We start from the raw sequence: 22,959 nt of genomic DNA on the forward strand, positions 1-22,959 counted from the left end.
GGCAGATGCGCTCGCTCAAGCTCGATACGCCGAAATCGCTGTCGCAGCGCGTGATGCAGCGGCTGCGCCAGGCCATCATCGACGGCGAGTTCGCGTTAGGTGCCGCCATCTCCGAGGAGATGGTGGCCAATTCCTTCGGCGTCAGCCGCACGCCGGTGCGCGAGGCGATGGGCCTGTTGCAGGCGCAGGGGCTGGTGGTGATCCGGCCGCAGGTCGGCAGTTTTGTCTTTACCCCGAGCGCGGAAGACATCAATGCGCTCTGCACCTTCCGGATCGCACTCGAACCCAGGGCGGCCGAGCTCGCGTTTCGCCATGATCGCGACGGCGCCATTGCGGTGATGAACGATGCGATCGCGGCGATGGAGCCGGCGATCGCCGCCAAGGACAACATCGCCTATGGCCGCGCCGATACCGCCTTCCACGAGGCGCTGTTCAGCCATTGCGGCAACCGCTATCTCGCCGAATCCTATCAGCTCGCATCGAGCCGCGTCGCCGCGCTGCGCACCAATCTGACCTCGCCAATCGACGTGCGCACCCGCACGTCCTTCGACGAGCATCGTAAGCTGCTCGAACTGTTCGCGCGCGGCGACTTCGCCGCCTTCGAAGCGGCGATGACGACGCACATCAGCAATTCGGGCGTCGTCTATGCCAGGGCCTTGAAGGTGGAAGCGGTGGACGCGGACTGAAGGCGCTTACTGCGCGTCCTTCGATCCCGGCCTGTCCAGGAAATCCAGCGCAGTGTTGATCTGTTCGAGCTGATGCTCGATCTTGTCGCGGTCCTCGACCGACGGCACCCTCTCGAGCTGTTCCACGAGCTTCTGCTTCCGCAACAGCAAGTTCTCAATGACTGTACTCACAGGTCCCCCATCGCCAGAGGCGACGCCGCGAACGCCGAGACGATGGAGGCGCGCGCAACCCGGGCCCGCACGGACCCTTGATCAGAATGTTTGCAGCCGCGGATGGTTCCTGCGCTTGAACCAGGACTCGTTCAAATGGAACTATCGGCGTAAGCTGGCCCAGACGCCGCCGAGGATCAGCAGCCCTCCGACGAGATGGATCGGCTTTGGAGGTTCGCCAAGGATCGCGAAAGACAATAGGGCGCTTGCAACCGGTCCGAGGTAGAGGACGAGCGAGGTTCGCACCGAACCGAATTTGGCACCGAGCTAGGCAAAGCCGGCATACGCAAGCAGGCCAGGAACGATCCCGGCGAAGACATAGGCTGATAGCGCCTTGGTGCTGAAGATTTGGGCCGGCATGGCCCACAAGGCGCCGGCGGCCGAGAACAGGCTGATGCGTGCGAGCAGCGACGCCTTCGGTGCGGCGCGCGATTGCAGCAGCGTATAGCCGGACCAGCCCAGCATCGCGAGCACGACCAGGCCGTCGCCCGACGCCGTCTCCAGTTCGAACAACGCCGCCGGATGGCCGCCGGAAATGATCAGCAGCGCCCCCGATAGCGCGAGTGCAGTACCGAGCCATTGCAGCGGGCCGACATGCTCGATCTTAAGAGCCGCAGAGATCATCAGCACCGTGATCGGCGAGAGCGCCATGATCAGCGCGATGTGGATCGCCGTCGTCGACACGCCCGCGGCATAGACCGGACCGCCGCACAGAAACATGCCCATGAAGCCGGCGGCAAGGATCGGCCAGATGTTTTTGCCGAGCGGCACGCGGCCTTCGCGGATCTCCTTGAGCGCGATCGGCGCGAGCCCGATGGCTACAATGCTCCAACGGAAGAAGGCGAGTGCGAAGGACGGGACCGAGCCCGCGAGCCCGCGAGCGAGAATCTGATTGGACGCCTGCGCGGTCGCCACCAGAATGAAGCCAATCAGCGCAATCGCGCCGAGCCAGGCGCCTGCGGATAGTGCAGTGCTCGCGACCGCGTCGCTGCCGCTGCCTGATGTTCCCTTGCCCATGGAGCGACCGAATACTCCATGGCCGCTGCGGTGAGAACCCGGATCGCCGCATGCGACGATTGCAGCGATCAAAGCCGATCGGCTCACCGGGCATGGATGCGGTGGTTAACGCGTACACGGGCGGATACAGGAGGCGGAACCGCAATCTTCACGCGCCCGTCGGTTGAATTCGCGGGCCTGGAGTCCTATGCGTAAGCGCATGGATACCCAGATTATCGCCGCCGAAAAGCCCCTGATGGCCCAGGCCCGCCCGCGCAAGCCGGCGCCGTTCCTCCCCATGAGCCGCGCCGAGATGGACGCTCTGGGCTGGGACGCCTGCGACATCGTGCTGGTGACCGGGGATGCCTATGTCGATCATCCGAGCTTCGGCATGGCCATCATCGGCCGACTGCTGGAGGCGCAAGGCTTCCGCGTCGGCATCATCGCGCAGCCGGACTGGCACTCGGCCGAGCCGTTCAGGGCCTTGGGCAAGCCGCGCGTGTTCTTCGGTGTCACCGGCGGCAACATGGATTCCATGGTGAACCGCTACACCGCCGACCGTCGCATCCGCAGCGACGATGCCTATACCGCCGGCGGCGAAGGCGGCAAGCGGCCGGACCGCTGCACCATCGTCTACGCCCAGCGCTGCCGCGAGGCGTTCAAAGATGTCCCGATCGTGCTCGGCGGCATCGAGGCCTCGCTGCGCCGGATCGCGCATTACGATTACTGGTCCGACAAGGTGCGCCGCTCGGTGCTCGCGGACGCCAAGGCGGACTTGCTGCTCTACGGCAATGCCGAGCGCGCCGTGGTCGAGGTGGCGCAGCGGCTTGCCGCCGGCGAAGCGCCGCGCGAGCTCGACGACATCAGGGGCGTCGCACTGTTTCGCCGCGTGCCGGAAGGTTACACCGAGCTGCACGCCGACGATCTCGATTCCGCGGACGAGGGTGCAACGCGCCAGAAGGGCGCGATCGTGATCCGCCTGCCGGCGCTGGAGCAGGTCGAGCAGGACAAGGAAGCTTACGCCCGTGCCTCGCGCGTGCTGCACCGGGAGAGCAATCCCGGTAATGCGCGTCCGCTGGTGCAGCGTCATGGCGATCGCGATCTCTGGCTCAACCCGCCGCCGATCCCGCTGACCAGCGAGGAGATGGACGCGGTCTACGATTTGCCTTACGCGCGCGCGCCGCATCCCTCCTATGGCGAGGCAAAGATCCCGGCGTGGGACATGATCAAGTTCTCGGTGACGATCATGCGCGGCTGCTTCGGCGGCTGCACCTTCTGCTCGATCACGGAGCACGAGGGCCGCATCATCCAGAACCGCTCCGAGGGGTCGATCCTGCGCGAGATCGAGAAGATCCGCGACAAGACGCCGGGCTTCACCGGCGTCATCTCCGACATCGGCGGCCCCACCGCCAACATGTACCGGATGGCGTGCAAGGATCCGAAGGTCGAGGCGGCGTGCCGGCGGCCGTCCTGCGTCTTCCCCGAGATCTGCCCGAACCTCAACACCTCGCATGACGACCTGATCCGGCTCTATCGCAAGGTGCGCGAGACCAAGGGCATCAAGAAGGTGATGGTCGCCTCCGGCGTGCGCTATGACCTTGCGGTGGAGAGCCCCGAATACATCAAGGAGCTGGTCACCCATCACGTCGGCGGCTATCTCAAGATCGCGCCTGAACATACCGAGCGCGGCCCGCTGGACAAGATGATGAAGCCGGGCATCGGCGCTTACAACAAGTTCAAGCGGATGTTCGATGAAGCGGCCGAGCGGGCCGGCAAGAAATATTACCTGATCCCCTATTTCATCGCGGCGCATCCGGGCACGACCGACGAGGACATGATGAACCTCGCGCTGTGGCTCAAGAAGAACCGCTATCGCGCCGACCAGGTGCAGACCTTCCTACCCTCGCCGATGGCGACCGCGACCGCGATGTATCACACCGGCGTCAATCCCCTGCGGGGCGTGCGGCACGGCGGCAGCGACAAGGTGGAGGCGATCAAGGGCCTGCGCCAGCGCCGCCTGCACAAGGCGTTCCTGCGCTATCACGACCCCGACAATTGGCCGGTGCTGCGCGAGGCCCTGATCGAGATGGGCCGCCGCGATCTGATCGGCTCGCAGCCTCACCAACTCGTGCCTGCGCACCAGCCGCCCGGCACCGGCAAGGCCGCCGGCACCAAGCGCCCCGTTCGCCCCGGCGGCAAGACGCAGAAGTTCACGACCAAGGGTCTGCGGGTGATGAAGTAGCGGGCGCTACGCGCCTGCTACAGCGCGAGCACGACCTCGCCCGAGACCGCATCCGTCACGCCGCGTCCATTGCCCTGGTCCTCGAGCACCGACCTGAAACTGTCGAGCGTCTTGATCATCGCCGCGCGCGCCGCGATCAGCGCATCCTGGCTCGCCCATGTGCCGATGAGGCAGAAGGTCTGATCGCCGGTCTTGATGATGACGCCGTGCTCCAGGCCCGGCCATTTGGCCTTGCCGTTCCCGTGCGCGTCGAGGAAGGCGGCTTCCTCGCCCGGCTTCACCTTGAACTTGACCACATTGTAAACCTGCATGATGCGCCTCCGGAAAAAATGAACGGATGAAAACGGGCGCCACGCGAGATCAGTGACGAAAGCCACGTGGTCGCCTAGCCGATTGTTGCCCTCACACGCGGCGCCGTCACCGTGACAAATCGGCGTGGCGATCTCGGTGTTTTCGGTCCACGAAAACAAAGTGCGAAAACAACCCCATGCACAGTAGACGGCATGAGCGGGATCAATGACTTAGCCGGATCGCTGAAACGCTGACGCGTCGGGCAGAGAGGCGTTGCGCCGTCGGGCAAAACAGGGGCAGGATGGCATGATCGGGCGCGCATGTGTGGCGTCCACTTGGCGCTGTTCTGGCAGCGCTGCATCTCCCGAAAATCTCACGACTTCTCCATGCTCTGCAGCCTGCGCCTGGCGTGGCGTGGCGTGGCGTGGCGTAGCCAGTCGTTGACTTTGGCTCAGCTATGCAACATATGAAGTTACATGAGACGCGATTCCCGATTGTCCGGCGTGCTCCACGTGCTGCTGCACATGGCGCAACAGCCCGGCCCGTTCACGTCCGAGACGCTGGCGAAGGCGATGGACACCAACCCGGTGGTGATCCGCCGCATCATGGCCGGCCTGCGCGAGCTCGGTTACGTCCGCTCCGAGAAGGGGCATGGCGGCGGCTGGCGGCTTGCATGTGACCTCTCGAAGGTGACGCTGCGCGACGTCTACGCCGCGCTCGGCAGCCCGGCGCTGCTGGCCATGGGCAACAGGACGGAGTCGCCGGGCTGTCTCGTCGAACAGGCCGTCAATGCCACCCTCGATCAGGCCTTTCACGAGGCGGAAGCGTTGCTGCTGTCGCGCCTCGGCGAGGTGACGCTGGCGATGCTCAGCGAGGATTTTCGCAAGCGCCTCGGCTCCCGGAAGCATCAGGGCCTGCGCGCCCACGGCGCGTGACTGCCGCATTCAGCAAGGACGACGCCATGACCAACATTCAAGACATGTTCTCCGATCCGCAGGCCGTGGCGCGATACACGGAAGGGCCGCCACGCTTCGTGCCCGGCTACAATGCCATGCTGTCGATGGCGGCGATCCTGCTGGCCGAGCGTGCGCATGACGATGCGCGGATCCTCGTCCTCGGTGCCGGCGGCGGCCTGGAGTTGAGGACATTTGCGCAGGCGCAGCCAGGCTGGCGCTTCGACGGCGTGGACCCGTCCGCTGCGATGCTGGGGCTCGCGAAACAGACCCTGGGGCCGCTGGCGCCGCGCGCGCATCTTCACCAGGGCTATATCGACGATGCTCCGGAAGGACCGTTCGACGGTGCCAGCTGCCTTTTGACGCTGCACTTCGTCGATGTCGCGGAGCGGCGCCGCATCGCCTCCGAGATCCGCCGCCGGCTGAAGCCGGACGCGGCTTTCGTGGTCGCGCATTTGAGTGCGCCCAGTGGCGAGGAGGAGCGCCCGCTATGGCTGTCGCGGTACTCCGCATTCCTGGCCGCCTCCGGCGTTGAGCCCGCCCAGGCGACAGCCGCGCGGAACGCCGTCACGAACCACCTGGAGATCCTCACGCCCGCGCAGGACGAGACGATCCTACGCGAGGCTGGCTTCTCCGAGCCGACCCTGTTCTACACCGGCTTCACCTTTCGCGGCTGGGCAGCTTACGCGTGAGGCGTGGCCGTTTCTTCATGCGGCTGGATCACCATGGGTATTCTCATCTCTACGGCCCCATGATTTTTCTCATCGTTGCTCTTTGCATTGACCGAGCGTCAGGCGGTTCGAGAAGGCGGCGCGTCTTGTTCGCCAGGCCCGCGACGTCTCCCTGCTAATCGCCATCAGCTTGCGGGATTGCTCGCCGTGACGATCCACGTCGCGCTGTCGATCATCAGCGACCGCTCGCCGGGGCGGCCTGCGAAGGCGGCGCGAACGGCGGCCGAGGCGCGGGCACGGATGTCGTCGGGCTGGTCAGCGAGCGCGCGCGACAGCGGGCCGACCTCGAACGTCATCTTTACTGCGTCGTCGATCGCCGCGTCCCGCGTCGCGCCTTCGCCAAACGAAACGGAAGCATCGAAGGGCGTGATCGCGATATCGGTGAAGCCGGCCGCCGTCAGGATTCGAGCCACCCGGCCCGGGTCGCCGAACGAGAATGGACCGGGCGCTTCGGGACCGGGCGGCGCCATCGGGACGATGCCCTTGATCGCGCCCATCGGCAGGCGCATCCAATCGTTCTCGGCCGTGCCGCGCCAGCAGACGAAAGCGACCCGGCCGCCCGGCTTCAGCGCACGGCGCATATGCGCGAACGCCTTTGTCGGATCGTCGAAGAACATCACGCCGAAACGCGAGAACAGGATGTCGAACGCGCCCTCGGGCAGCTCGGCGCTGCTGGCGTCGGCCACCCGGAACAGGGCCGGCGTATCCTGTGGCGCACGCGCGCGCGCTCGGGCGATCAGCGGTTCGGAGATGTCCACGCCCAGCACTTGGCCCCCCGCGCCGACGCGCGCGGCCAGAGCCAGAGTAGACGCGCCCGCGCCGCAGCCGACGTCCAGCACGCGCTCGCCCGTTGCGGGCGCGGCGGCTTCGATCGCGGCCTGGCCGAACATCTCCAGCCTGGCATCGAGCCGGGCCTCGTGGACGACCCAGCGCTCCCCGCTTTGGCCATTCCAGTCGGCGACCTGATCGGCATTGTGCTGTGCCATGACATATCCTTGTCTGATGGCGGCATCCCACGAATGATCTGCGTTAGCTCACGATTGGTCCAGCCGCAGCTTCATCCAAACCGGCACGAGCTTGGATGGCGAGGCTTCGCTCTGCAGCCTGCGAGTCGAAGTATTCCTCAATCGAATGAACCTTGCCCCATCGCAACTTGAAGACGTGGACGCCCCTGTTCACGTACGAGCTGTAGCCGTCAAGTAGTCTCGCGTTGGCCCGCCACTTGACGAACACTGTGGTGTTCGATGGCCAACCCGTCACCTCGATCTGCTCGATATCTATGTGGAGCTTCGGGAAAACACGGCCCATGCGCTCGAACCACTGCTTTACCGATTGCTTTCCATGTCGCTCACCTCCCAACGCATGATCTCCGGCAACCCAGTGATACGCGTTTGGTGTTAGGCCCTTTGCAGCATCATCCCAACGCTGGTTGTTGACATGATCGAAGCTCCTGCGGATCTCTTTTTTGACAATTAGACTGTAGACCATTGATGCCACCTGTTGTTGGATAGCCGACGGCTCTGCAAGACGGATGGATACTTTCCAGATACTGAAGCTGGTCCGGGTAACGACGGCGATCTGTTGGGAAAGCTGGCTGACGGGCGGCCCCGCAGGCGGCAGCGGCGGAATAGTCAGAGCCAGCGGCGAACCTCGGCCTTGTAGCGGCGGTAGTCGTCGCCGAACTTCGCTTCGAGATAGCGCTCCTCGCGAGCGATCACCTGCGTCTGGATCGCGACCAGCACCAACGGGAGCAAGGCGAAGGCGATCGGCCCGTCGAAGCCGATCGCAAGGCTGGCATAGATAAGCGCCATGCCGAGATACATGGGATTGCGGGTCCACCGATAAGGGCCGGTCGTTGCGATGAGGGTCGTTGGCTGCGACGGCGGAACGTTGGTGCCCAGCCGCCGGAACAGCCCCGCCGCCGCAAGCATCATCGCCGCGCCGGCAACAAACAGCGGCGCGCCCGCCGCGACCAGCAACCGCCCGTCCATGCCGAAAGAGCGCAGGGTGACGAACCGCTCCGCCGCCAACCCCAACAGCAGCACTCCCAGATAGACGAAGGGCGGAGGGAAGCGCACACCCGCGCTGTCTCGTTCGACGGCCATGCTCATCCTGCATGTGTGCTCTCAAACCAGCATCGACTGCTGGGCGAAGATACCCGCCATCGCGCCGTGCGATGATGCCAGGGTGACCGATGGCGGCGTGATCGGGTTGGCGAGGTCGCCGGCGGCGTAGATGCCGGGCATGCTGGTTTGGCGGCGCTCGTCGACCTTGAGGATGATGCCGAGGGGCGTATCGATCGTGGCGAGGCCCAGCGGTTCATGCAGGCTTGCGGACGGCTTGTTGCGCGGATGCGCGAACAGGATGTCGACCGCGACATCCGGGCCGCTATCGAGCTTGACGGTGGCGTTATGGCCCCCGTGACGAGCGATCGCGGTGATCCGGCCATCGACGACAGGTGTGTTGCGGCGCGCCAGATCGGCCCGGATATCGGGCGCAATGTCATGACCATTGGCGAACAGCGTCAACTTGTCGGTCCAATCGCGGAACAGCCTGACCTGATTGTGCGACTGCGGGCCGGACCAGACGAGGCCCCAATGCTGGCCAGCGACTTCAAAGCCGTCGCAATAGGGGCACGGCACGATGGACGTACCCCAGCTTTCGGCAAAGCCCGGAACATCAGGCATCTGGTCGACGATGCCATAGCTCAGGATCAGGCGGCGCGCCCCGAGGTTTTCGCCATCGCCAGTGAGGACGGAGAAATTGTCGATGGCGCCGGAGATACTGTCGGCCCGGGCATTGACCAGCCTGACCGTGGGATAGCGCGCCAGCTGCTGTCGCGCCTCGGCCAGGATGTCCAGCGGCGGCTTGTGATCGTGGCCGAGCAGGCCATGCGAGAAGCCGGCGAAGCGGTTGCGTGGCAGGCCGGTGTCGAGAACGATGACCTTGCGGCGGGCACGGCCGAGCTGCAGGGCGCCGGCGAGACCGGCAAAGCTGCCGCCGATGATGATGACGTCTTCCATGGTGATGGACTCCGTTGGAGGACAGGTTGCGACCTACCCGGCTTGCACATTTCAGATACTTCATGGTATCGTAATTCAAGAATTAGAATACTGTCAAGTACTGGAATTGTCGTGACCGAAAACAGCCAGGGCCGGCGCGGTCGGCCCGCCAACGAGGCGCTTGGCCAAACGATCGTCGACGCCGCGCGCGAACTCTTTTTGGAATTGGGTTTTCAGGCGACGACCTTGGACAAGGTCGCCCAGCGAGCGAAGATATCCAAGCTCAGCATCTACAGGCACTTCGAGAACAAGGAGGCGCTGTTCGGCGCGGCCATGGCGGCCGGCTGCCAACAGTTGTTTGCACCACAGGCCCTGCTTGAAGGCGTCGACGGTTCGGTCGAAGACCAGCTCATGGCGGTGGGATCATTACTGCTTCGCACGCTGTTGAGATCGGACGTCCGCAGCATCGAAGCCATGGTCATGGCCGACAAAACGAATCAAAACTCGCTAAGCAAGCTCCATTTCGAAGCCGGCCCTGCCCATGTCATCGCCCAGATCGAGGCTCTGTTGCGTCAGTTGCACGAGAAGGCGGTTCTGAACGTGCCCGATCCTCTCCGGTCCGCCCGCTTGTTTGCGGCGCTTTTCAAAGGATCCGATCTCCTGATGATCGCACGCTTCGATCAGGCGAAAGCAGAGGACGACAACGAAATCGAATCCTATTGCCGGTCGGCCGTCGCCATGTTCATCGCCGCGCACGGTCGCAACGAGCACGCGGGCGGATATTTGCCTGCCCCAAGATCAAAAAACAAAATCTGAGTCGTGCGTGACCGTTGTCGGCCAGCAGGTCAAGGCAGGCGGCCGATCATGAGAGTTGACGAGTCGGCCGTACGATCCGACCAACGTCCCCAGGGCTTTCTTCCCGACCGAGAGGTCGATGACGCTGAAATACGCCCGGCCCTCACTTTGCCTGAGAAGACGAGCAGAGCCCAGGTTGGTTTCGCGAGCGCAGCCACCAGACGTGCAAAGCGGGTGTCTACGCTGATGATCAGATCAAATTCGGCTTGCTGATGCATGCGAGGGGACCAATACCGGCCGCTGCTTCTGCGGTTGGCCCCGTGAGAGATAATTTCCAAGCCGATGCGTCGCATAGATCGTCGCAAACGCGATGCCCACGCCGGCAATGACGTCGACGAAGAAGTGTCCACCGCCAATCGGCGTCGCCGCCAACACGACGGCATTCCACAAGGTCCCTGCGACTCTCAGCCAAGGGATCGGCCCCAGGGCCCATGCGTAAAGGACGGCCGTGATGGCGTGGAAGCTCGGAAATGTCAGAAGGGGACCCAGGCTGAACGCGTCCAACACCCTGGTGGTACCATCACGCACAAGAGGAAGCTCGCGCAGGGTGTCATAGTAGACGGAAGGCTCGATGTTCGGATGATCCGCCGGCAGCAGGCCCAAGGCATGATAAACGCCCGTGACAGGAACCAGTGTTGAAATGACCGTGGTGATGATCAGCGTCAGCGCGAAGCAGAGAACGAATTCTGCAGCCCGTCGATAGAAACCGCACAAGGGCAGGAGAACGACCAGCACGGCAAGCTGCACGAATATGGAATTGTAGGTGGGGGCAAGCGCACGGATCAATCCCGGCCGGTCGTTCACAAACGACAGATATGCTCGAAAATCCAACCCCAGCGCTCGATCGAATGCAAGCAGTCTGGCTTCCTGCATTGGGAGAGCCGCCGACGCCGCGATATATCCCAGCGATGTGACGAGTATGAGGACCAGGATGATCTGCGCTAAGGTGAACAGGGTCGCATAGACCCGCGGATTGCCGCGCCCGGAGCTCGCGTTGCGATGTCCGATGTATCCGTAAAGCCCGGTCATTCCCATTATGGTGATGTAGCCTTTTGGTTCCACCCGGAAGCTGGTCAGCAGAACGCTGAGTGCGAGCAAGACCAGGACCACGCCGATGATGATCCAGTTCAGCTGGAATAGCCTGAGGGAAAGCTCCACATCTCCCTTGAGGTTCGAGAGCATCCCGGCTGAGTCGAAACGTCGTCCACCCTTTGTGGTTGTCATTTGACATTCCTGCATTCCAGGGGAATGTTTCTGCCAATACAACCATTAATAAACGTACAACACAGGCGTGCATCATTGGTTGGGAACAACTTGCAACAGGAGATGCCAAGTTTTCCCGGGCTTGGTCCGGAAAGGCGCCAGTGCACGTGGCGAAGCGGTCATTTCTTGCCCGCTGTTCGCAATGGGTTAACCTCACGCATCGCGTGGCCGGATTGAGCCGTCAATCCCAGCGCGGTTCAGCAACCAACCGCAACATTTGATTACCTTTCCCCTCTAGGTTGCAACGACCTGGGAGGAGGTTCCATCATGACCACCGTCGAATTGCCCGCGAATGCGCCGGCACAGACATCCGCTGCGCCCCATGTCCGCATTCTTTGCATCCTCTTCTTCTTCTCCGGCTTTCCGGCGCTGATCTATCAACTGACCTGGCAACGAAGCCTGTTCCGCATCTTCGGCGTCAATTCGGAATCGGTGACAATTATCGTGACCGCGTTCATGCTCGGACTCGGACTCGGCAGCTTGTGTGGCGGCTGGATATCCCGGCGCACCAACGTCAGACCGCTGCTGCTGCTTGGCGTGATCGAGTTCGCTACCGCCGCGTTCGGATTAGCCTCACTCCAAATCTTCGAAAAGGTGGGCGCTCTGGTGGCTGACCTGCCGTTGCCCGCCCTTGCCGCCATCAACCTTGTCCTGGTGCTGGTGCCAACCCTTCTGATGGGCGCAACGCTACCGATCCTGGTCGCCTATCTGGCACGACTTTCCGGACAGATCGGCGACGCCGTCGGCACTCTCTATTTCGTCAACACGCTCGGCGCCGGTGCCGCGTGCCTCGTATGCGCCATCCTGATTTTCCCCTTCCTCGGCATGCATGCGGCGATCACGATCGCGGCTGGAATCAATATTGCGGTCGGCGCCGGCGCAATTGCGGCGCACGCCCTGCCTGGCCGCAGCACGACGAATGATTCGCCGACCTCGGCCAACGCATCAGACACACCGCCAATTCTCGGCACGGGCCTTGTCGTGCTGCTCGCAATGGCGGGGGGATTCATCTCGCTGTCCTACGAGATCTACCTGTTCCGCGTGATGTCGTTCGCATCGGGATCGAGTTCGCTGGCTTTTGCGATCACGCTATATGCTTTTCTCACCGGGATCGCGGTCGGCGCCCGACAGGCCGGGCAGTCCTGCAGGACACTCGCGCCGCAAGCTGCGCTCCGCAAAGCCGCGAGCGATCTCATCTGGGCCAACTTGTTCGGTGCGCTGTTTCTTCCCTTGATGACGCAATTGGCATGGACCGGCGCCGGCGCAATCAGCGTTGCGGTGGTGATTACCTACCTGATAGCGCGGCAATGGGGCGCACTGCTCCCCTATCTCTCGCAATTTGGCATCGCTGCGGACGAACAGATTGGTCAGCGGACGGCGCTCCTGTATTTCGCCAACATCGTAGGCTGCGCCAGCGGGGCTATCCTCACCGGCTTCGTGCTGACGGACTACTTCGGACTTCGGCAAATCTCGGCAATCTTGCTTGTTGGTGGCACGATGTCCGCATTTGCATTGATTGCGGTCAGCGAAGCAACCCGGCAGGAGCGGTATCTTCTTGGCCGTCTTGCCGTTGCGGTTCTCGTGTTCGGCCTCGGCGCTAACTTCTTGTTGAGCCAGCGGCTATTGGAGAATCTGCAGGCGAAGACGCTCACTGACCGCGACTTCCTCCATGTTGTCGAGAACCATAGCGGCATCATCACCGTCGACAACGAGGGTACCGTCTTCGGCAACGGCATGTATGACGGCCGCTTCAACACAGACCTGAAGTCCGATCGCAACGGCATCGTCCGCCCCTACGCGCTGAGCCTCTTCCACCCTGCACCACGACAGGTGCTGATGATCGGTCTCTCCTCCGGTTCGTGGGCCCAAGTCATAGCCAACAATCCGGACGTGGAATCGCTCACGATCGTCGAGATCAATCGCGGATATGTCGAGTTGATCGCCAAACACGACAACGTCAAATCGATCCTGAACAATCCCAAGATCAGGATTATCGAGGATGACGGACGCCGTTGGCTGCGCCATCATCCCGACGCTCAGTTCGATGCGGTCGTCTCCAACACGACGTGGCATTTTCGGGCCAACGCCGCCAATTTGCTCTCGTCGGAATTCCTGGGCCTCGTGCAGCAACACCTGAAGCCCGGTGGAGTCTACTTCTACAACACCACCAATTCGCGGCGGGCGCAGCGCACAGGCTGCACTGCATTCTCCTATGGCGCCCGGTTCTTGAACCATATGGTGCTGTCGCAGACGCCGATCGCTTGGGATCATGCTCGCTGGCGGCGAACGCTGGAAACCTACAGCATTGACGGAAAACCTGAGTTTGCTTCCGATGAGGCTGACCGCGCTCGGCTGGACGCGCTGATGGCCGACTTCCGTCAGGATGGCCCCACGATTGAGCCATGCCCGCAGCTGCTGGAGGCTACTGCCGGCCAGCAACTCATTACGGACGACAATATGGGTACGGAGTGGCGCTACTTTCTCGGCTTGGAGTGACTTAGCCTCCCGATACCAGTATCCGGCAACGAAAGCCGCTAGATCGAGCCCCTCTGTGCCTCAGCACAGGGCAAAATCTGCGACAGCTTCCGCAAACGAGCTCCTACAAGCCTGTGGCTCTGGATCTGCATCCGTCGGAGGATCCGTCATTTGAGCCGCCGAGTTTGGTGCTCGTTTGCATGCCGACAAGCTTGGCTGACCGATATCGACTTTGCAGTGCGACGGCCGGCCGCGCGCCGCACGTTCACGGGGCCGTCGCCCCTGAGAAGGTTCTCTGCTCCAACATTACGGATTTATGACCGCGGCACTGAGGCGACCTTTATTTCGGGCGTTCTTCCTGCACCAACTCGGTCGCTAGTGCGCAAAGCACGTTTTCAGAAACGCGACAGGGGAAATATCTTTCCTGCCGCATGTGTGCCGTTTCACATCTTTTACGTGAAACAACGCTACGATCCAATCGAACGCCCTTTTACCAATGTCAGTGTTTTTCAGCAGTTGCAGCTATTGGGGCTCCTAATGAGTAGTGGTCGGATTTGCGACCGTATGGTCATTTTGAACCAACGGGTCGGGTTTCTCAACGCTCAACTTGCAGAACTCCGGAACCTCCGCGCGCGGGTATCGAGCACCGTCGACAGAAGCAGCCGGAAACGATCGGAAGTCCGAGGTATTTGGGCCAAGCGGCGCAGGCGACCGCTCTAACAAAGTTCTTGTTGTGTAGTGTCCCGTTAGGGACAATGACGACCCGCCGTCCCGTCACGGATTCTTCAGCAAGCGCCGATGGAGCGTTGCCGCATTGGGCTGCCTGGCAACCCACTCCAGGTTACGTTCGCCATCGATCTTCACTCAGAACGTACGGGTCGGCGCACCGACGTTAACCTTGTCGGCAAATGATTCCGCAGCCGCCGACAGATTGCCTCATTGGCGCGGAGAATTTTCAGCAGCACGAACCTCTATCAGAGGGGCATTATGCTGAGAATGGCGTTGTTGGGCCTCCTCATCCTGTTGAGTGCAGGAGTGCTGTCGGCGATGGAACTGAGCGCGCCACCGCGTCGCGCGGCTGCAATCGTGCAACCGCCTGCCGGGCAAGATGCGGGCATGTCTGATTCACACGACGCCTTGGCGAAGGCTGATCGCCTCGACCTTGCCGCTGTGAGCAGCGCGATGCCGGCACAGACTGCCCCGGTCGAAAGCAGCGTGGCTCCGGCGGAAGAGACCCATGCCGGCTCGTCCGGACCGGAGCCTGCCGTTCGTCCTCGGCATACTCCGAAGAAGATCGCGGCCGCAGAACGTCCCAAGCCCAATCCAAAGCCGAAGCCGAAGCCGAGGCCGAAGGCAACCGTTGTCAAGCAAACCGCCGACGTCCGGCGCTCAAAGACCGCAGGAAATGCCGAGCCCTGCCGGCTGAAGGCGTTTGGCGGCTTGCTCAAGGCATTGAATTTCAACGGTTGCGAAATCTGAGCACGCGCCCGCGCGGCAGATCGAAGCCGAACGATCTGAGTTCGTGCTCAGCGGCGGAAGCATCAGCGGTCCAGCTGTGACTCATCTTCCTTCCCCGAGGGGCGCTTACGGGTGCACGCCCGTGTCGCCATCTTTCCTCCGATCGACGCCTCGCAAACTCTTCTGATCATCCATATGTTGCCCTCATGAAAAAGATCGGATTCCTTTCCTTTGGGCACTGGACCCCCTCGCCGCAATCGCAGACCCGCTCTGCCAGCGACACACTGCTGCAATCGATCGAGCTTGCGGTTGCCGCAGAACAGTTAGGGGCCGACGGCGCCTATTTCCGCGTGCATCACTTTGCGCGCCAGCTCGCCTCGCCGTTTCCGCTGCTCGCCGCCGTCGGCGCGAAGACCGACAAGATCGAGATCGGTACGGCCGTGATCGACATGCGCTACGAGAACCCGCTCTACATGGTGGAGGACGCGGGCAGCGCCGACCTCATCGCCGGCGGCCGGCTGCAGCTCGGCATCAGCCGCGGCTCGCCCGAGCAGGTGATCGACGGCTGGCGCTATTTCGGCTATCGGCCGGCCGAGGACCAGAGCGATGCCGACATGGGGCGACGCCACGCCGAGGTCTTCCTCGACCTGCTTCGCGGCGAAGGCTTTGCCGAGCCCAATCCGCAGCCGATGTTTCCCAATCCGCCCGGACTGTTGCGGCTGGAGCCGCACGCGCAAGGCTTGCGCGAACGGATCTGGTGGGGCGCCGGCTCGAATGCGACGGCGGTGTGGGCGGCCAAGCTCGGCATGAATCTGCAGAGCTCGACGCTGAAGAACGACGAGACCGGCGAAGCCTTTCACGTGCAGCAGGCCGCGCAGATCCGTAGCTATCGCGCGGCATGGAAAGAGGCGGGACACAGCCGCGAGCCGCGCGTCTCCGTCAGCCGCAGCATCTTCGCGCTGATGGACGATCGCGACCGCGCCTATTTCGGCAGAGGTGGCGAAGGCGAAGACCAGATCGGCTTCATCGACCCGCGCACGCGGGCGATCTTCGGGCGCTCTTATGCGGGGGAGCCGGACGCGCTGATCGAGCAGTTGCGGCAGGACGAGGCGATCGCGGAAGCCGATACGCTGCTGCTGACGATCCCCAACCAGCTCGGCGTCGATTACTGCGCGCATGCGATCGAGGCGATCCTGACGCATGTGGCGCCGGCGCTGGGGTGGCGATAGCGCTGTCCAAGCGACGGAATAGCAGAGAGCCCCGGTTTCCGCGTCGCCGAGAAACCGAGGCCCTTCGCATCAATGCATGTGGCCGATGAGATAGATGCCACCACCGACGACCAGGATCGCCGGCACGGCCCAAAGAATCAAAACAGGCATTTTTCCTCTCCTCCAATTCTGCCCCGTCAAATAACGGGAAAAAATGGCAAACGTTCCGCCGCATGCCGGAACGGTCGCGCCAATGGCGAGTTCATCGCTGCGCCGCATGACGCGGCCAAGGAGAATACGATGAAGAAGTTCATGCTGATGTCAGCCGCCGCCCTGCTTGTCTCGACGAGCGCGATGGCACAGTCCACTGTCGTCACCACGACCGGCGCGGGCCATGGCGCGACCGTGCAGATCGAGCCGGAGTATCGCACCAGGATCCGGTCCTACGTCACCGAGCAAAAGATTCGTCCGGTCGAGACGCGCGAGAAGATCGTCGTCGGCTCGCCGGTGCCGCGCGATGTCGAGCTCGTGGCCGTTCCGAGCGACTGGGGCCCTTCGCTCACCAAGTATCGCTACGTCTATTCGGGCAGCCGCGTGATGCTGGTCGATCCCGAGACCCGCATGGTCGTCCAAGCGGTGGACTAGCTGCGCCGCCTGGCGGGCCGTCACACGGCGGCCCGCCCAATCGCCCTTGGTTCATTTCGCGGTAGCGCCTGATGCCCATCATTCGATATTTCCTCTTTGCAGGCGCATTCGTCGTGGCGCTGTTGTTCTTGCTCGATCGCAATCTGGCGCCGATGGCGACAGCATCCGCGGTGCCTGACGTCGACCGGACGGCCATTCGCATCCGCTCTGCCCGCGCTTTGCCAGAGAAGATCATACTGGATACGTCCACAGGGATTGTTGCCGCGGCTTCGTCACCCCTGATCGCCGCCGAGGCCCCAAGCCACGCTGCGAGCGATGCATTGGCGATGGCCGACTCGCCGAAGCCGGAGACGAAAATCATCCCCGCACCTCGACGCAACGCGACGCGGGCAACCGACCTTCGCCCAAATCGCACGGCGCGATCGGCGCCCTCGCGCCGGCTCTACGATCGCCAAGTGGTCGATCGCCAAGTGATCGATAGCCAAGTGATGGATCGCCAAGTGATGGTCGGCGCATTCTGAACACCGCTGGCGTCGCGTGATTGCGAAGCAACAGACGCATGGCCAGAACAATCGACTTGGATGAACGGTGGATGAATGAACGGGCGTCGCGCATTCTGGAACTGCATGACGCAGCGATCATCGCGTCAATGTTCTCGAGATGAGGAACGTTTGCGCGATTGCCAATTTATCCCGAGCCTGATTTGGCGATTTGTTTTTTGGAAACCCACTGGAGGAAAACGGACATGAGGATCCTGAAGCTTTCTGCGGCTGCGGCCGCGCTGTTGGCGGGCACGGCGCTCGCCGTTGCGCAATCGAGCTCGACGGTCGGCACCGGCGGTTCGTCGGCCGGCGGCGGCACCAGCAACTCGACCGTCGGCACCGGCGGCTCTTCAGCTGGCGGCAGCGGCTCCGGCTCGGCCTCGACGCTCGGCACCGGCGGCTCCTCGGCGGGTGGCGGCACCAGCAGCTCGACCGTCGGCACCGGCGGCTCCGCGGCGGGTAGCGGCTCCGGCAGCGGCTCGGCTTCGACGCTCGGTACCGGTGGCTCATCGGCCGGCGGCGGCAAGAGCTCGTCCAGCGTCGGCACCGGCGGCTCCGCCGCAGGCTCCGGATCGAACTCCGCGTCGACGGTCGGCACTGGCGGTTCGTCAGCCGGTGACGGCAAGAGCGGCTCGACTGTCGGCGCCGCAGGCTCCTCTGCCGGTCATGCCAGCGACAAGGGCATGGAGAAGGGCAAGGGCCACAACAAGGACGAGTGGAAGAAGGACAAGAACTAGTCCGATCCCGGGAGCGGCTTCGTGCCGCTCCCTTTGTCCATGTTGAGGAGGACACGCAATGAACAGATCAATCGTTGCGATTACAGCAATGGCTCTGATGAGCAGCGCTGCATTGGCAGAAACCATGGAAAAGACTGGAAAGACGGCATCCGGCCAAACCTGCAAGGTCACGGTCGAAAAACATGCCGACGGCAGCATCACTGCAGCCGGCTCGTCGCGTTCAGGCACGACAGGATCGACCTCGTCGAGCGGCTCGCTGTCGAGCTCGAGTTCGGCCGGCGGATCATCGGTGAACGTGCAGGCCGGCGGCGGCAGCGTTTCGAGCTCGTCGTCGACGGCGGGCGGGCCTGGCTCCACCAGCGCCAGCACCATCACCGTCAACGGCTGCACGATCTCGACCTCGTCACCCTGAAATTCATAGAGGATGGAAACATGAGAACGCTCCTGACGACTTCGGCAGTCGCAATTGTGCTTGCTGCCGCGACACCAGTTCTTGCACAGACCAGCATGACGGGCGGAACGGGCGGCTCGGCCGCAGCGGGCGGCACCTCCGCCTCCACCGTCGGCACGGGTGGCACCTCAACCTCTGCGACCGGCCGCACCGGCTCGTCGATCGCGGCCGGCGGAAGCGCCGCCGCGGTGGACGGCAAGGCCAAGACCGGCGTCAGCATGAACAAGGGCAACGGTCCGGTGATGAACTCCAACGCGCGGGCGCAGGCCCATGAGGGTGGCACGTTCAGCCGCTCGCATACGCGCACCAAGGTCAAGGCCGGCGAACAGGTCGGCTCCACCACCAAGACCATGTCGCATGTGCCGGGCTCGAAGCCGACGATGTCGCGGACGACAACGACTGCGCGCTAGACGCAATTCGTGCACTCATTCCGCAACTGCTGCCCGACTTGTTCGGGCAGCTTTTTGTTTGTGACCTGTCAGCCGCCGTGCAGGCTGTGGCTGATCCGGGTCACCACGGCGTCCCAGCGCCGCTTCTCGGCGGCGGGATAATTGATCAGGACGCAGTGCACATAGCCCCGGGTGAAGTTACAGCGGTTGTACCAGATCTTGTCACGCTTGATGCTGGAGACCACGAAGAAGTTCGACGTGACCCGTTTGTAGGTGATTCCGGACGGCGGATTCTTCCGTGCCAGGAATTCAGCCGGCGATGCCCCTTGCTGATTCAAGACGGCCTGAACGGTGAGGTCTGCGCTGCCGTCGGCGCTGCGGAAATGCTGGCCGTATCCGTCGGGCCTTCCGGCCGGCTCCGTGAAGATCGAGGCGGGGATGTCGACCGAAGTTCCCGATTCCGGGATGCGGTAGGTGGTCCAGCCGTTCGCGCAGGCGACAGATGATGTCGCACAGAGCGCGACGATCGCAGCAGCAAGTTGCTTCATGTCGGCCTCATCAATTGCGGGGCGCCAGTTGCAGCTCCATCAAGGCGATCCGCTGGAGCGCAGCGGGATTGCGTTCACCGGAGCCGGCGGTGCGCAGGATGGATTCGGCGAGCGCATTGACATGCGAGGACTGCACGGGCTCCGGCAGGGTGGCGACCGCAGCTTCCAGCGCGGCGGTCATCAGCTCGATCACCTCTGGGGAAAATTCGGCGTTGGAAAAGTTCTTCATCGTCCGGACCGGCCGCTTGTGGGGGCCGATGTTCAACGCCGGGAAAAAATGGAAGTTCCTGGCAGGCTCGCGCGATGCGAGATCTACGCTCTCACAGCATGGCTGCCTTCAAGGCCTGTCGGTAGATCATCGCGGCCGCGAAGGAGAGCAGCGCCGCCGCTCCCGCGAAGACCATGAGAATCTTCAGGGTTCCGGCGTCGATGTCGGTTCTCATCGCGCGGGATATTGCCCTTGCCAATGCGGCCATCATCGCCAGCTCCGAGCCAGGCCGCGCGGAGCGCGGTCCGGTTCGTGTAGCGCCATCGTGCGCACTTGCGTGTGAAGCAGATTACAGCTGAACTCGCGTGCTGCGCCTGGAATGGGCGAACGAGATTCTGGCGCGTGAAACGGCAAAGCGAAGCACCGGGTTATTGAGGCCAGCGAGTCTGGCCCGTGTTCCAGACGCCGCAGGGGAGTCCATCATGCCGACCAAACCGACCATCGCCCGCATCTGGCGCGGCCGCACCCGCCGCGATCGCGCCGACGCCTACCAGGCCTATCTGCAGGCGGAAGGCATTCCGCCGCTGCGAAAGACCGCGCTCGGCGTGCAGCAATTGCGCGAGGACCGCGACGATGAGACGTGGTTCACGACCATCTCCTATTGGGCGGACATCGCGGCCATGACGTCCTTCACCAAGGGCGAGCCGACCAAGGTCCATCATCTCGCGCGCGATGCGGAATTCCTGATCGAGCTGCCCGAGCGCATCGAAATCCATCGCATTCTGATCGATGAACAGGGCCTGCGGTGACGAGGAAGCGTGCATGCATGACACTCTGCTCGCGGCTGTGCGGTTTCGCCGCAATGTTTCCAGCGGGCTAAATCGCTATAGTCAGTGCGTCATGGCATATGTCGTCGACATAGACGCGCGCACCGCGCGTTTCGCTCTGCACGCCGGCCGCCTCCAAGCAGGCGGTTAGCCGGACGGCTGCGCGCCGTCCGGGCTCTTTTCCAGCTTTCGTGACCTCCACCGAGATGTCGTATTGAAGCAGAAGGAGTGCGCCGTGGTGCCTCTTCCAAAAATCATGCTTAGCGCAGCGGACTATCCGCGGCTCGAACAGATTGCCCGTCTTGCCGCACAGAAAGGCGATCTGGACGCGATCTTCCTCACAGGTGAAATCAACCGCGCCGAGATCGTGCCGGATGCGTGCGACGACGATCTAAGCTCAGTGGTAACCATGGGATCATGGGTCACGTATTGCACAAATTGGGGCGTCCCGCGTCGCACCGTGCAATTGGTCTGGCCCGAGGCGTGCTGGAATGCGGACAGCATTTCGGTCCTGACACCTTTGGGGGCGGCATTGATCGGACTGCGGGTCGGCGACCAGATGCCATATTTCGTGGCGGGCTGTCTGAACGTCGTCAGGGTTCAAAGCATCACCCAATCTCGCTCGAACGTCGTCCCATTCTCCCGCCGGCATCGTCAAAGCAAGCCGTTCGACGACGATCCCGGACCAACTGCCGCGTAGGAGACATCATGCGCAAGCTCGAAGCAGAGATTCAGCAAGGACCGCCGGCGTTGCCGCCGATCAAGATCGCAGAAGGTGAATGCCGGCGCCTCAGCTCACTGGCGAATTCGACCATGGACCTGTTTCCTCGCGTCGCCCAGTTTCTGGCCCGGGAAGTGGAACGCGCAACCGTCGCGCAAGAGGACGATTTGCGCGGCGTGGTCAGGATGGGTTCCAAAGTGACCTATCGCGATGACCGGTCCGGCGCGAGCCGGGAGATCGTGCTCGTCTATCCGCACGAAGCAAACATCGAGCTCAACCGGATCTCGATCCTGACGCCCGTCGGAGCGGCCCTGATCGGCCTTTCGGAGGGACAGCGCATCGAATTCGAGACGCCCGACAAGCGGACAAGAGGGCTGACCGTCCTCGCCGTCTCCGAGTGATGTTGTACGGCAATCATTGCAGACAGGAGCGCGCCCGTCAGGCGCGTTCCGCCTGCAGCTCGAACGAGCCACGAAGCTAAGCCTCGTAACAGGAACGCCTCCGCGCTCTCCACAATTGAGTCTCGTCAGGCACAACAACGGGAACCGCCATGAAGAACATCAGTGCCGGTCAGATTGCCCTGTTGGTCGCTCTCGGAGCCATGCTGATCCTCACGGGCGTTTGGGGATTCTCGGTCTGGGGAGCCAGCAGCGGGGTTGAGATGGGCAAGCATGGCTGGATCGCGCTTGGCCTTGGAGCTTTCTTCTCCCTGCTCATCGGCTGCGGGCTGATGGCCCTGATGTTCTTCAGCAACCGCAGCGGTCACGACGATGTCGCCGACCCCTTCCGGCGGCGGGATGGCGAAGATACTTAGCCGCGGGTCGCGCTTGCGCGCGACGCCTTCCCGTCCCGCGTGAAGCGCCCTGCTCGGCCACCATGTTACGAACGGTTCATTTTCTGCGGCGGTGTGACGCTCGCCTGCCGTTGGAGGAACGGAGCGGGCAACCCGACGTTGCTCCGGCATCCTCACCAACATGGAGCCAGACATGACAATGCGTAGAACTTTCGTCGTCCTCGCGGCCGCTGGAGCGATGCTCTCGACCGCCGCCTCGCCGGTCCTCGCGGCACCGCTGCCGATCGGCAATCCCGGTCCGGACTCAGGCGTGCAGCAGGTGCAGTACCGACACTGGCACGGACATGGGCATCGGCATGGCTATTACGGCCACAGGCACCACCACGGCTACGGCACCGGCGCAGCCGTCCTCGGCGGCCTCGCGGCAGGCGCGATCATCGGCGGCGCCATCGCCAACAGCCAGGCTCAAAGCAACGCCGCCTCCTACTGCGCGCAGCGTTTCCGCTCCTACGATCCCGGCTCCGGCACTTATCTCGGCCGCGACGGTCTCCGTCACCCCTGCCCGTGACGTAGCTGTGAAGCTGCGGCAGCCTTCTCGTTCCGCGAGAGGCTGCCGCTATGCGGCCTGCGCGCCAGGCGGCAAGCCTGTCTTGATTCCGCGCTCCGCGGCGCTATACGTTCACGCATGATGTTCATCTCCACATTCTTTCCGCTGATCTGAACGGCAG

Annotated in this window: 31 protein-coding genes; 18 read left to right on the forward strand and 13 right to left on the reverse strand. The window is 63.1% G+C overall.

Annotated features, from left to right (window positions below; genetic code table 11):
* The first annotated feature begins 5 nt into the window (after nucleotides 1-5).
* Nucleotides 6-686 carry a GntR family transcriptional regulator gene (locus SE91_RS28685; protein WP_061850048.1) on the forward strand — a complete coding sequence of 227 codons (681 nt, stop codon included), beginning with the start codon at nucleotides 6-8 and terminating at the stop codon, nucleotides 684-686.
* Between the two features lie 6 nt (nucleotides 687-692).
* Here SE91_RS28685 and SE91_RS37285 read toward each other — a convergent pair whose 3' ends face one another.
* From SE91_RS37285 to SE91_RS28690, 3 genes are all read right to left on the reverse strand, one after another.
* A complete protein-coding gene (locus SE91_RS37285; protein ID WP_197489527.1) occupies nucleotides 693-857 on the reverse strand; it encodes a hypothetical protein in 165 nt (54 codons plus the stop codon).
* Nucleotides 858-998: 141 nt separating this feature from the next.
* Entirely contained in the window at nucleotides 999-1,142 is a 144-nt protein-coding gene (locus SE91_RS37895; protein ID WP_245318558.1) for an EamA family transporter, read from the reverse strand.
* Nucleotides 1,143-1,163: 21 nt separating this feature from the next.
* Nucleotides 1,164-1,913 (reverse strand): DMT family transporter, encoded by a 750-nt coding sequence (locus SE91_RS28690; RefSeq protein ID WP_245318559.1) that lies wholly within the window; start codon nucleotides 1,911-1,913, stop codon nucleotides 1,164-1,166.
* Between the two features lie 199 nt (nucleotides 1,914-2,112).
* Between SE91_RS28690 and SE91_RS28695 the strand changes: the two genes are divergently transcribed.
* Nucleotides 2,113-4,134 (forward strand): YgiQ family radical SAM protein, encoded by a 2,022-nt coding sequence (locus SE91_RS28695; RefSeq protein ID WP_060734678.1) that lies wholly within the window; start codon nucleotides 2,113-2,115, stop codon nucleotides 4,132-4,134.
* A gap of 17 nt (nucleotides 4,135-4,151) precedes the next feature.
* Here the strand turns inward: SE91_RS28695 and SE91_RS28700 are convergent, their stop codons facing one another.
* Nucleotides 4,152-4,445 carry an antibiotic biosynthesis monooxygenase family protein gene (locus SE91_RS28700; protein ID WP_061850049.1) on the reverse strand — a complete coding sequence of 98 codons (294 nt, stop codon included), beginning with the start codon at nucleotides 4,443-4,445 and terminating at the stop codon, nucleotides 4,152-4,154.
* Between the two features lie 456 nt (nucleotides 4,446-4,901).
* Between SE91_RS28700 and SE91_RS28705 the strand changes: the two genes are divergently transcribed.
* Both SE91_RS28705 and SE91_RS28710 read left to right on the forward strand, forming a co-directional pair.
* Nucleotides 4,902-5,360: an Rrf2 family transcriptional regulator gene (locus SE91_RS28705; RefSeq protein ID WP_061850050.1), complete on the forward strand. Its 459-nt coding sequence runs from the start codon at nucleotides 4,902-4,904 to the stop codon at nucleotides 5,358-5,360.
* A 44-nt stretch (nucleotides 5,361-5,404) separates the two neighbouring features.
* Nucleotides 5,405-6,070: a class I SAM-dependent methyltransferase gene (locus tag SE91_RS28710; RefSeq protein WP_245318560.1), complete on the forward strand. Its 666-nt coding sequence runs from the start codon at nucleotides 5,405-5,407 to the stop codon at nucleotides 6,068-6,070.
* 164 nt (nucleotides 6,071-6,234) lie between these two features.
* Here SE91_RS28710 and SE91_RS28715 read toward each other — a convergent pair whose 3' ends face one another.
* The 4 genes from SE91_RS28715 to SE91_RS28730 all read right to left on the reverse strand — a co-directional run bounded on the left by SE91_RS28715 (nucleotide 6,235) and on the right by SE91_RS28730 (nucleotide 9,132).
* On the reverse strand, nucleotides 6,235-7,095 hold the full coding sequence (locus SE91_RS28715; protein WP_061850051.1) for a class I SAM-dependent methyltransferase: 861 nt from the start codon (nucleotides 7,093-7,095) through the stop codon (nucleotides 6,235-6,237).
* A gap of 43 nt (nucleotides 7,096-7,138) precedes the next feature.
* Nucleotides 7,139-7,597, reverse strand: coding sequence for a nuclear transport factor 2 family protein (locus tag SE91_RS28720; protein ID WP_061850052.1), 459 nt, complete (start codon nucleotides 7,595-7,597; stop codon nucleotides 7,139-7,141).
* Between the two features lie 143 nt (nucleotides 7,598-7,740).
* On the reverse strand, nucleotides 7,741-8,214 hold the full coding sequence (locus tag SE91_RS28725) for a methyltransferase family protein (protein ID WP_061851385.1): 474 nt from the start codon (nucleotides 8,212-8,214) through the stop codon (nucleotides 7,741-7,743).
* A gap of 21 nt (nucleotides 8,215-8,235) precedes the next feature.
* On the reverse strand, nucleotides 8,236-9,132 hold the full coding sequence (locus SE91_RS28730; protein WP_061850053.1) for an NAD(P)/FAD-dependent oxidoreductase: 897 nt from the start codon (nucleotides 9,130-9,132) through the stop codon (nucleotides 8,236-8,238).
* Between the two features lie 111 nt (nucleotides 9,133-9,243).
* Here SE91_RS28730 and SE91_RS28735 point away from each other — a divergent pair, with 111 nt between their 5' ends.
* Nucleotides 9,244-9,927 (forward strand): TetR/AcrR family transcriptional regulator, encoded by a 684-nt coding sequence (locus SE91_RS28735; RefSeq protein ID WP_061850054.1) that lies wholly within the window; start codon nucleotides 9,244-9,246, stop codon nucleotides 9,925-9,927.
* Between the two features lie 234 nt (nucleotides 9,928-10,161).
* Here SE91_RS28735 and SE91_RS28740 read toward each other — a convergent pair whose 3' ends face one another.
* On the reverse strand, nucleotides 10,162-11,190 hold the full coding sequence (locus SE91_RS28740) for a phosphatase PAP2 family protein (RefSeq protein ID WP_197489528.1): 1,029 nt from the start codon (nucleotides 11,188-11,190) through the stop codon (nucleotides 10,162-10,164).
* A gap of 306 nt (nucleotides 11,191-11,496) precedes the next feature.
* Between SE91_RS28740 and SE91_RS28745 the strand changes: the two genes are divergently transcribed.
* The 3 genes from SE91_RS28745 to SE91_RS28755 all read left to right on the forward strand — a co-directional run bounded on the left by SE91_RS28745 (nucleotide 11,497) and on the right by SE91_RS28755 (nucleotide 16,391).
* Complete coding sequence (locus tag SE91_RS28745) at nucleotides 11,497-13,725, forward strand: fused MFS/spermidine synthase (RefSeq protein ID WP_061850056.1); 2,229 nt, start codon at nucleotides 11,497-11,499, stop codon at nucleotides 13,723-13,725.
* Nucleotides 13,726-14,691: 966 nt separating this feature from the next.
* Nucleotides 14,692-15,183, forward strand: a complete 492-nt coding sequence (locus SE91_RS28750; RefSeq protein WP_061850057.1) for a hypothetical protein — start codon at nucleotides 14,692-14,694, stop codon at nucleotides 15,181-15,183.
* Nucleotides 15,184-15,368: 185 nt separating this feature from the next.
* Entirely contained in the window at nucleotides 15,369-16,391 is a 1,023-nt protein-coding gene (locus SE91_RS28755) for an LLM class flavin-dependent oxidoreductase (RefSeq protein ID WP_061850058.1), read from the forward strand.
* A 69-nt stretch (nucleotides 16,392-16,460) separates the two neighbouring features.
* Here the strand turns inward: SE91_RS28755 and SE91_RS36665 are convergent, their stop codons facing one another.
* Complete coding sequence (locus tag SE91_RS36665) at nucleotides 16,461-16,649, reverse strand: hypothetical protein (RefSeq protein ID WP_156489837.1); 189 nt, start codon at nucleotides 16,647-16,649, stop codon at nucleotides 16,461-16,463.
* Between the two features lie 21 nt (nucleotides 16,650-16,670).
* Between SE91_RS36665 and SE91_RS28760 the strand changes: the two genes are divergently transcribed.
* The 5 genes from SE91_RS28760 (at nucleotide 16,671) to SE91_RS28780 (ending at nucleotide 19,155) form a co-directional block, all read left to right on the forward strand.
* Nucleotides 16,671-17,015 carry a DUF1236 domain-containing protein gene (locus SE91_RS28760; RefSeq protein ID WP_061850059.1) on the forward strand — a complete coding sequence of 115 codons (345 nt, stop codon included), beginning with the start codon at nucleotides 16,671-16,673 and terminating at the stop codon, nucleotides 17,013-17,015.
* Nucleotides 17,016-17,128: 113 nt separating this feature from the next.
* Nucleotides 17,129-17,536: a hypothetical protein gene (locus tag SE91_RS28765; RefSeq protein WP_156489838.1), complete on the forward strand. Its 408-nt coding sequence runs from the start codon at nucleotides 17,129-17,131 to the stop codon at nucleotides 17,534-17,536.
* A gap of 224 nt (nucleotides 17,537-17,760) precedes the next feature.
* Nucleotides 17,761-18,294, forward strand: a complete 534-nt coding sequence (locus SE91_RS28770) for a hypothetical protein (RefSeq protein ID WP_060734670.1) — start codon at nucleotides 17,761-17,763, stop codon at nucleotides 18,292-18,294.
* A gap of 124 nt (nucleotides 18,295-18,418) precedes the next feature.
* Nucleotides 18,419-18,706, forward strand: coding sequence for a hypothetical protein (locus tag SE91_RS28775; protein ID WP_245318561.1), 288 nt, complete (start codon nucleotides 18,419-18,421; stop codon nucleotides 18,704-18,706).
* A 20-nt stretch (nucleotides 18,707-18,726) separates the two neighbouring features.
* Nucleotides 18,727-19,155 carry a hypothetical protein gene (locus SE91_RS28780; protein WP_061850062.1) on the forward strand — a complete coding sequence of 143 codons (429 nt, stop codon included), beginning with the start codon at nucleotides 18,727-18,729 and terminating at the stop codon, nucleotides 19,153-19,155.
* 68 nt (nucleotides 19,156-19,223) lie between these two features.
* Here the strand turns inward: SE91_RS28780 and SE91_RS28785 are convergent, their stop codons facing one another.
* The 3 genes from SE91_RS28785 to SE91_RS37290 all read right to left on the reverse strand — a co-directional run bounded on the left by SE91_RS28785 (nucleotide 19,224) and on the right by SE91_RS37290 (nucleotide 20,161).
* Nucleotides 19,224-19,682 carry a hypothetical protein gene (locus tag SE91_RS28785; protein ID WP_061850063.1) on the reverse strand — a complete coding sequence of 153 codons (459 nt, stop codon included), beginning with the start codon at nucleotides 19,680-19,682 and terminating at the stop codon, nucleotides 19,224-19,226.
* A 10-nt stretch (nucleotides 19,683-19,692) separates the two neighbouring features.
* A complete protein-coding gene (locus tag SE91_RS28790) occupies nucleotides 19,693-19,911 on the reverse strand; it encodes a hypothetical protein (RefSeq protein WP_008542786.1) in 219 nt (72 codons plus the stop codon).
* A 91-nt stretch (nucleotides 19,912-20,002) separates the two neighbouring features.
* Nucleotides 20,003-20,161, reverse strand: coding sequence for a hypothetical protein (locus SE91_RS37290; RefSeq protein ID WP_210183120.1), 159 nt, complete (start codon nucleotides 20,159-20,161; stop codon nucleotides 20,003-20,005).
* 211 nt (nucleotides 20,162-20,372) lie between these two features.
* Between SE91_RS37290 and SE91_RS28795 the strand changes: the two genes are divergently transcribed.
* From SE91_RS28795 to SE91_RS28815, 5 genes are all read left to right on the forward strand, one after another.
* A complete protein-coding gene (locus tag SE91_RS28795) occupies nucleotides 20,373-20,699 on the forward strand; it encodes a hypothetical protein (RefSeq protein WP_061850064.1) in 327 nt (108 codons plus the stop codon).
* A gap of 232 nt (nucleotides 20,700-20,931) precedes the next feature.
* Complete coding sequence (locus SE91_RS28800; RefSeq protein WP_061850065.1) at nucleotides 20,932-21,417, forward strand: GreA/GreB family elongation factor; 486 nt, start codon at nucleotides 20,932-20,934, stop codon at nucleotides 21,415-21,417.
* Nucleotides 21,418-21,425: 8 nt separating this feature from the next.
* The gene (gene rnk / locus SE91_RS28805; protein WP_245318562.1) at nucleotides 21,426-21,839 is read left to right on the forward strand and encodes a nucleoside diphosphate kinase regulator; all 414 of its coding nucleotides are present in this window, start codon (nucleotides 21,426-21,428) and stop codon (nucleotides 21,837-21,839) included.
* A gap of 149 nt (nucleotides 21,840-21,988) precedes the next feature.
* Nucleotides 21,989-22,252 carry a hypothetical protein gene (locus tag SE91_RS28810; RefSeq protein ID WP_061850066.1) on the forward strand — a complete coding sequence of 88 codons (264 nt, stop codon included), beginning with the start codon at nucleotides 21,989-21,991 and terminating at the stop codon, nucleotides 22,250-22,252.
* A 172-nt stretch (nucleotides 22,253-22,424) separates the two neighbouring features.
* Nucleotides 22,425-22,799, forward strand: coding sequence for a BA14K family protein (locus SE91_RS28815; RefSeq protein ID WP_197489529.1), 375 nt, complete (start codon nucleotides 22,425-22,427; stop codon nucleotides 22,797-22,799).
* The last annotated feature ends 160 nt before the right edge of the window (nucleotides 22,800-22,959 follow it).

The sequence above is a fragment of the Bradyrhizobium sp. DOA1 genome (genome assembly GCF_001593325.1).
In the GTDB taxonomy this organism is placed as follows: Bacteria; Pseudomonadota; Alphaproteobacteria; order Rhizobiales; family Xanthobacteraceae; genus Bradyrhizobium.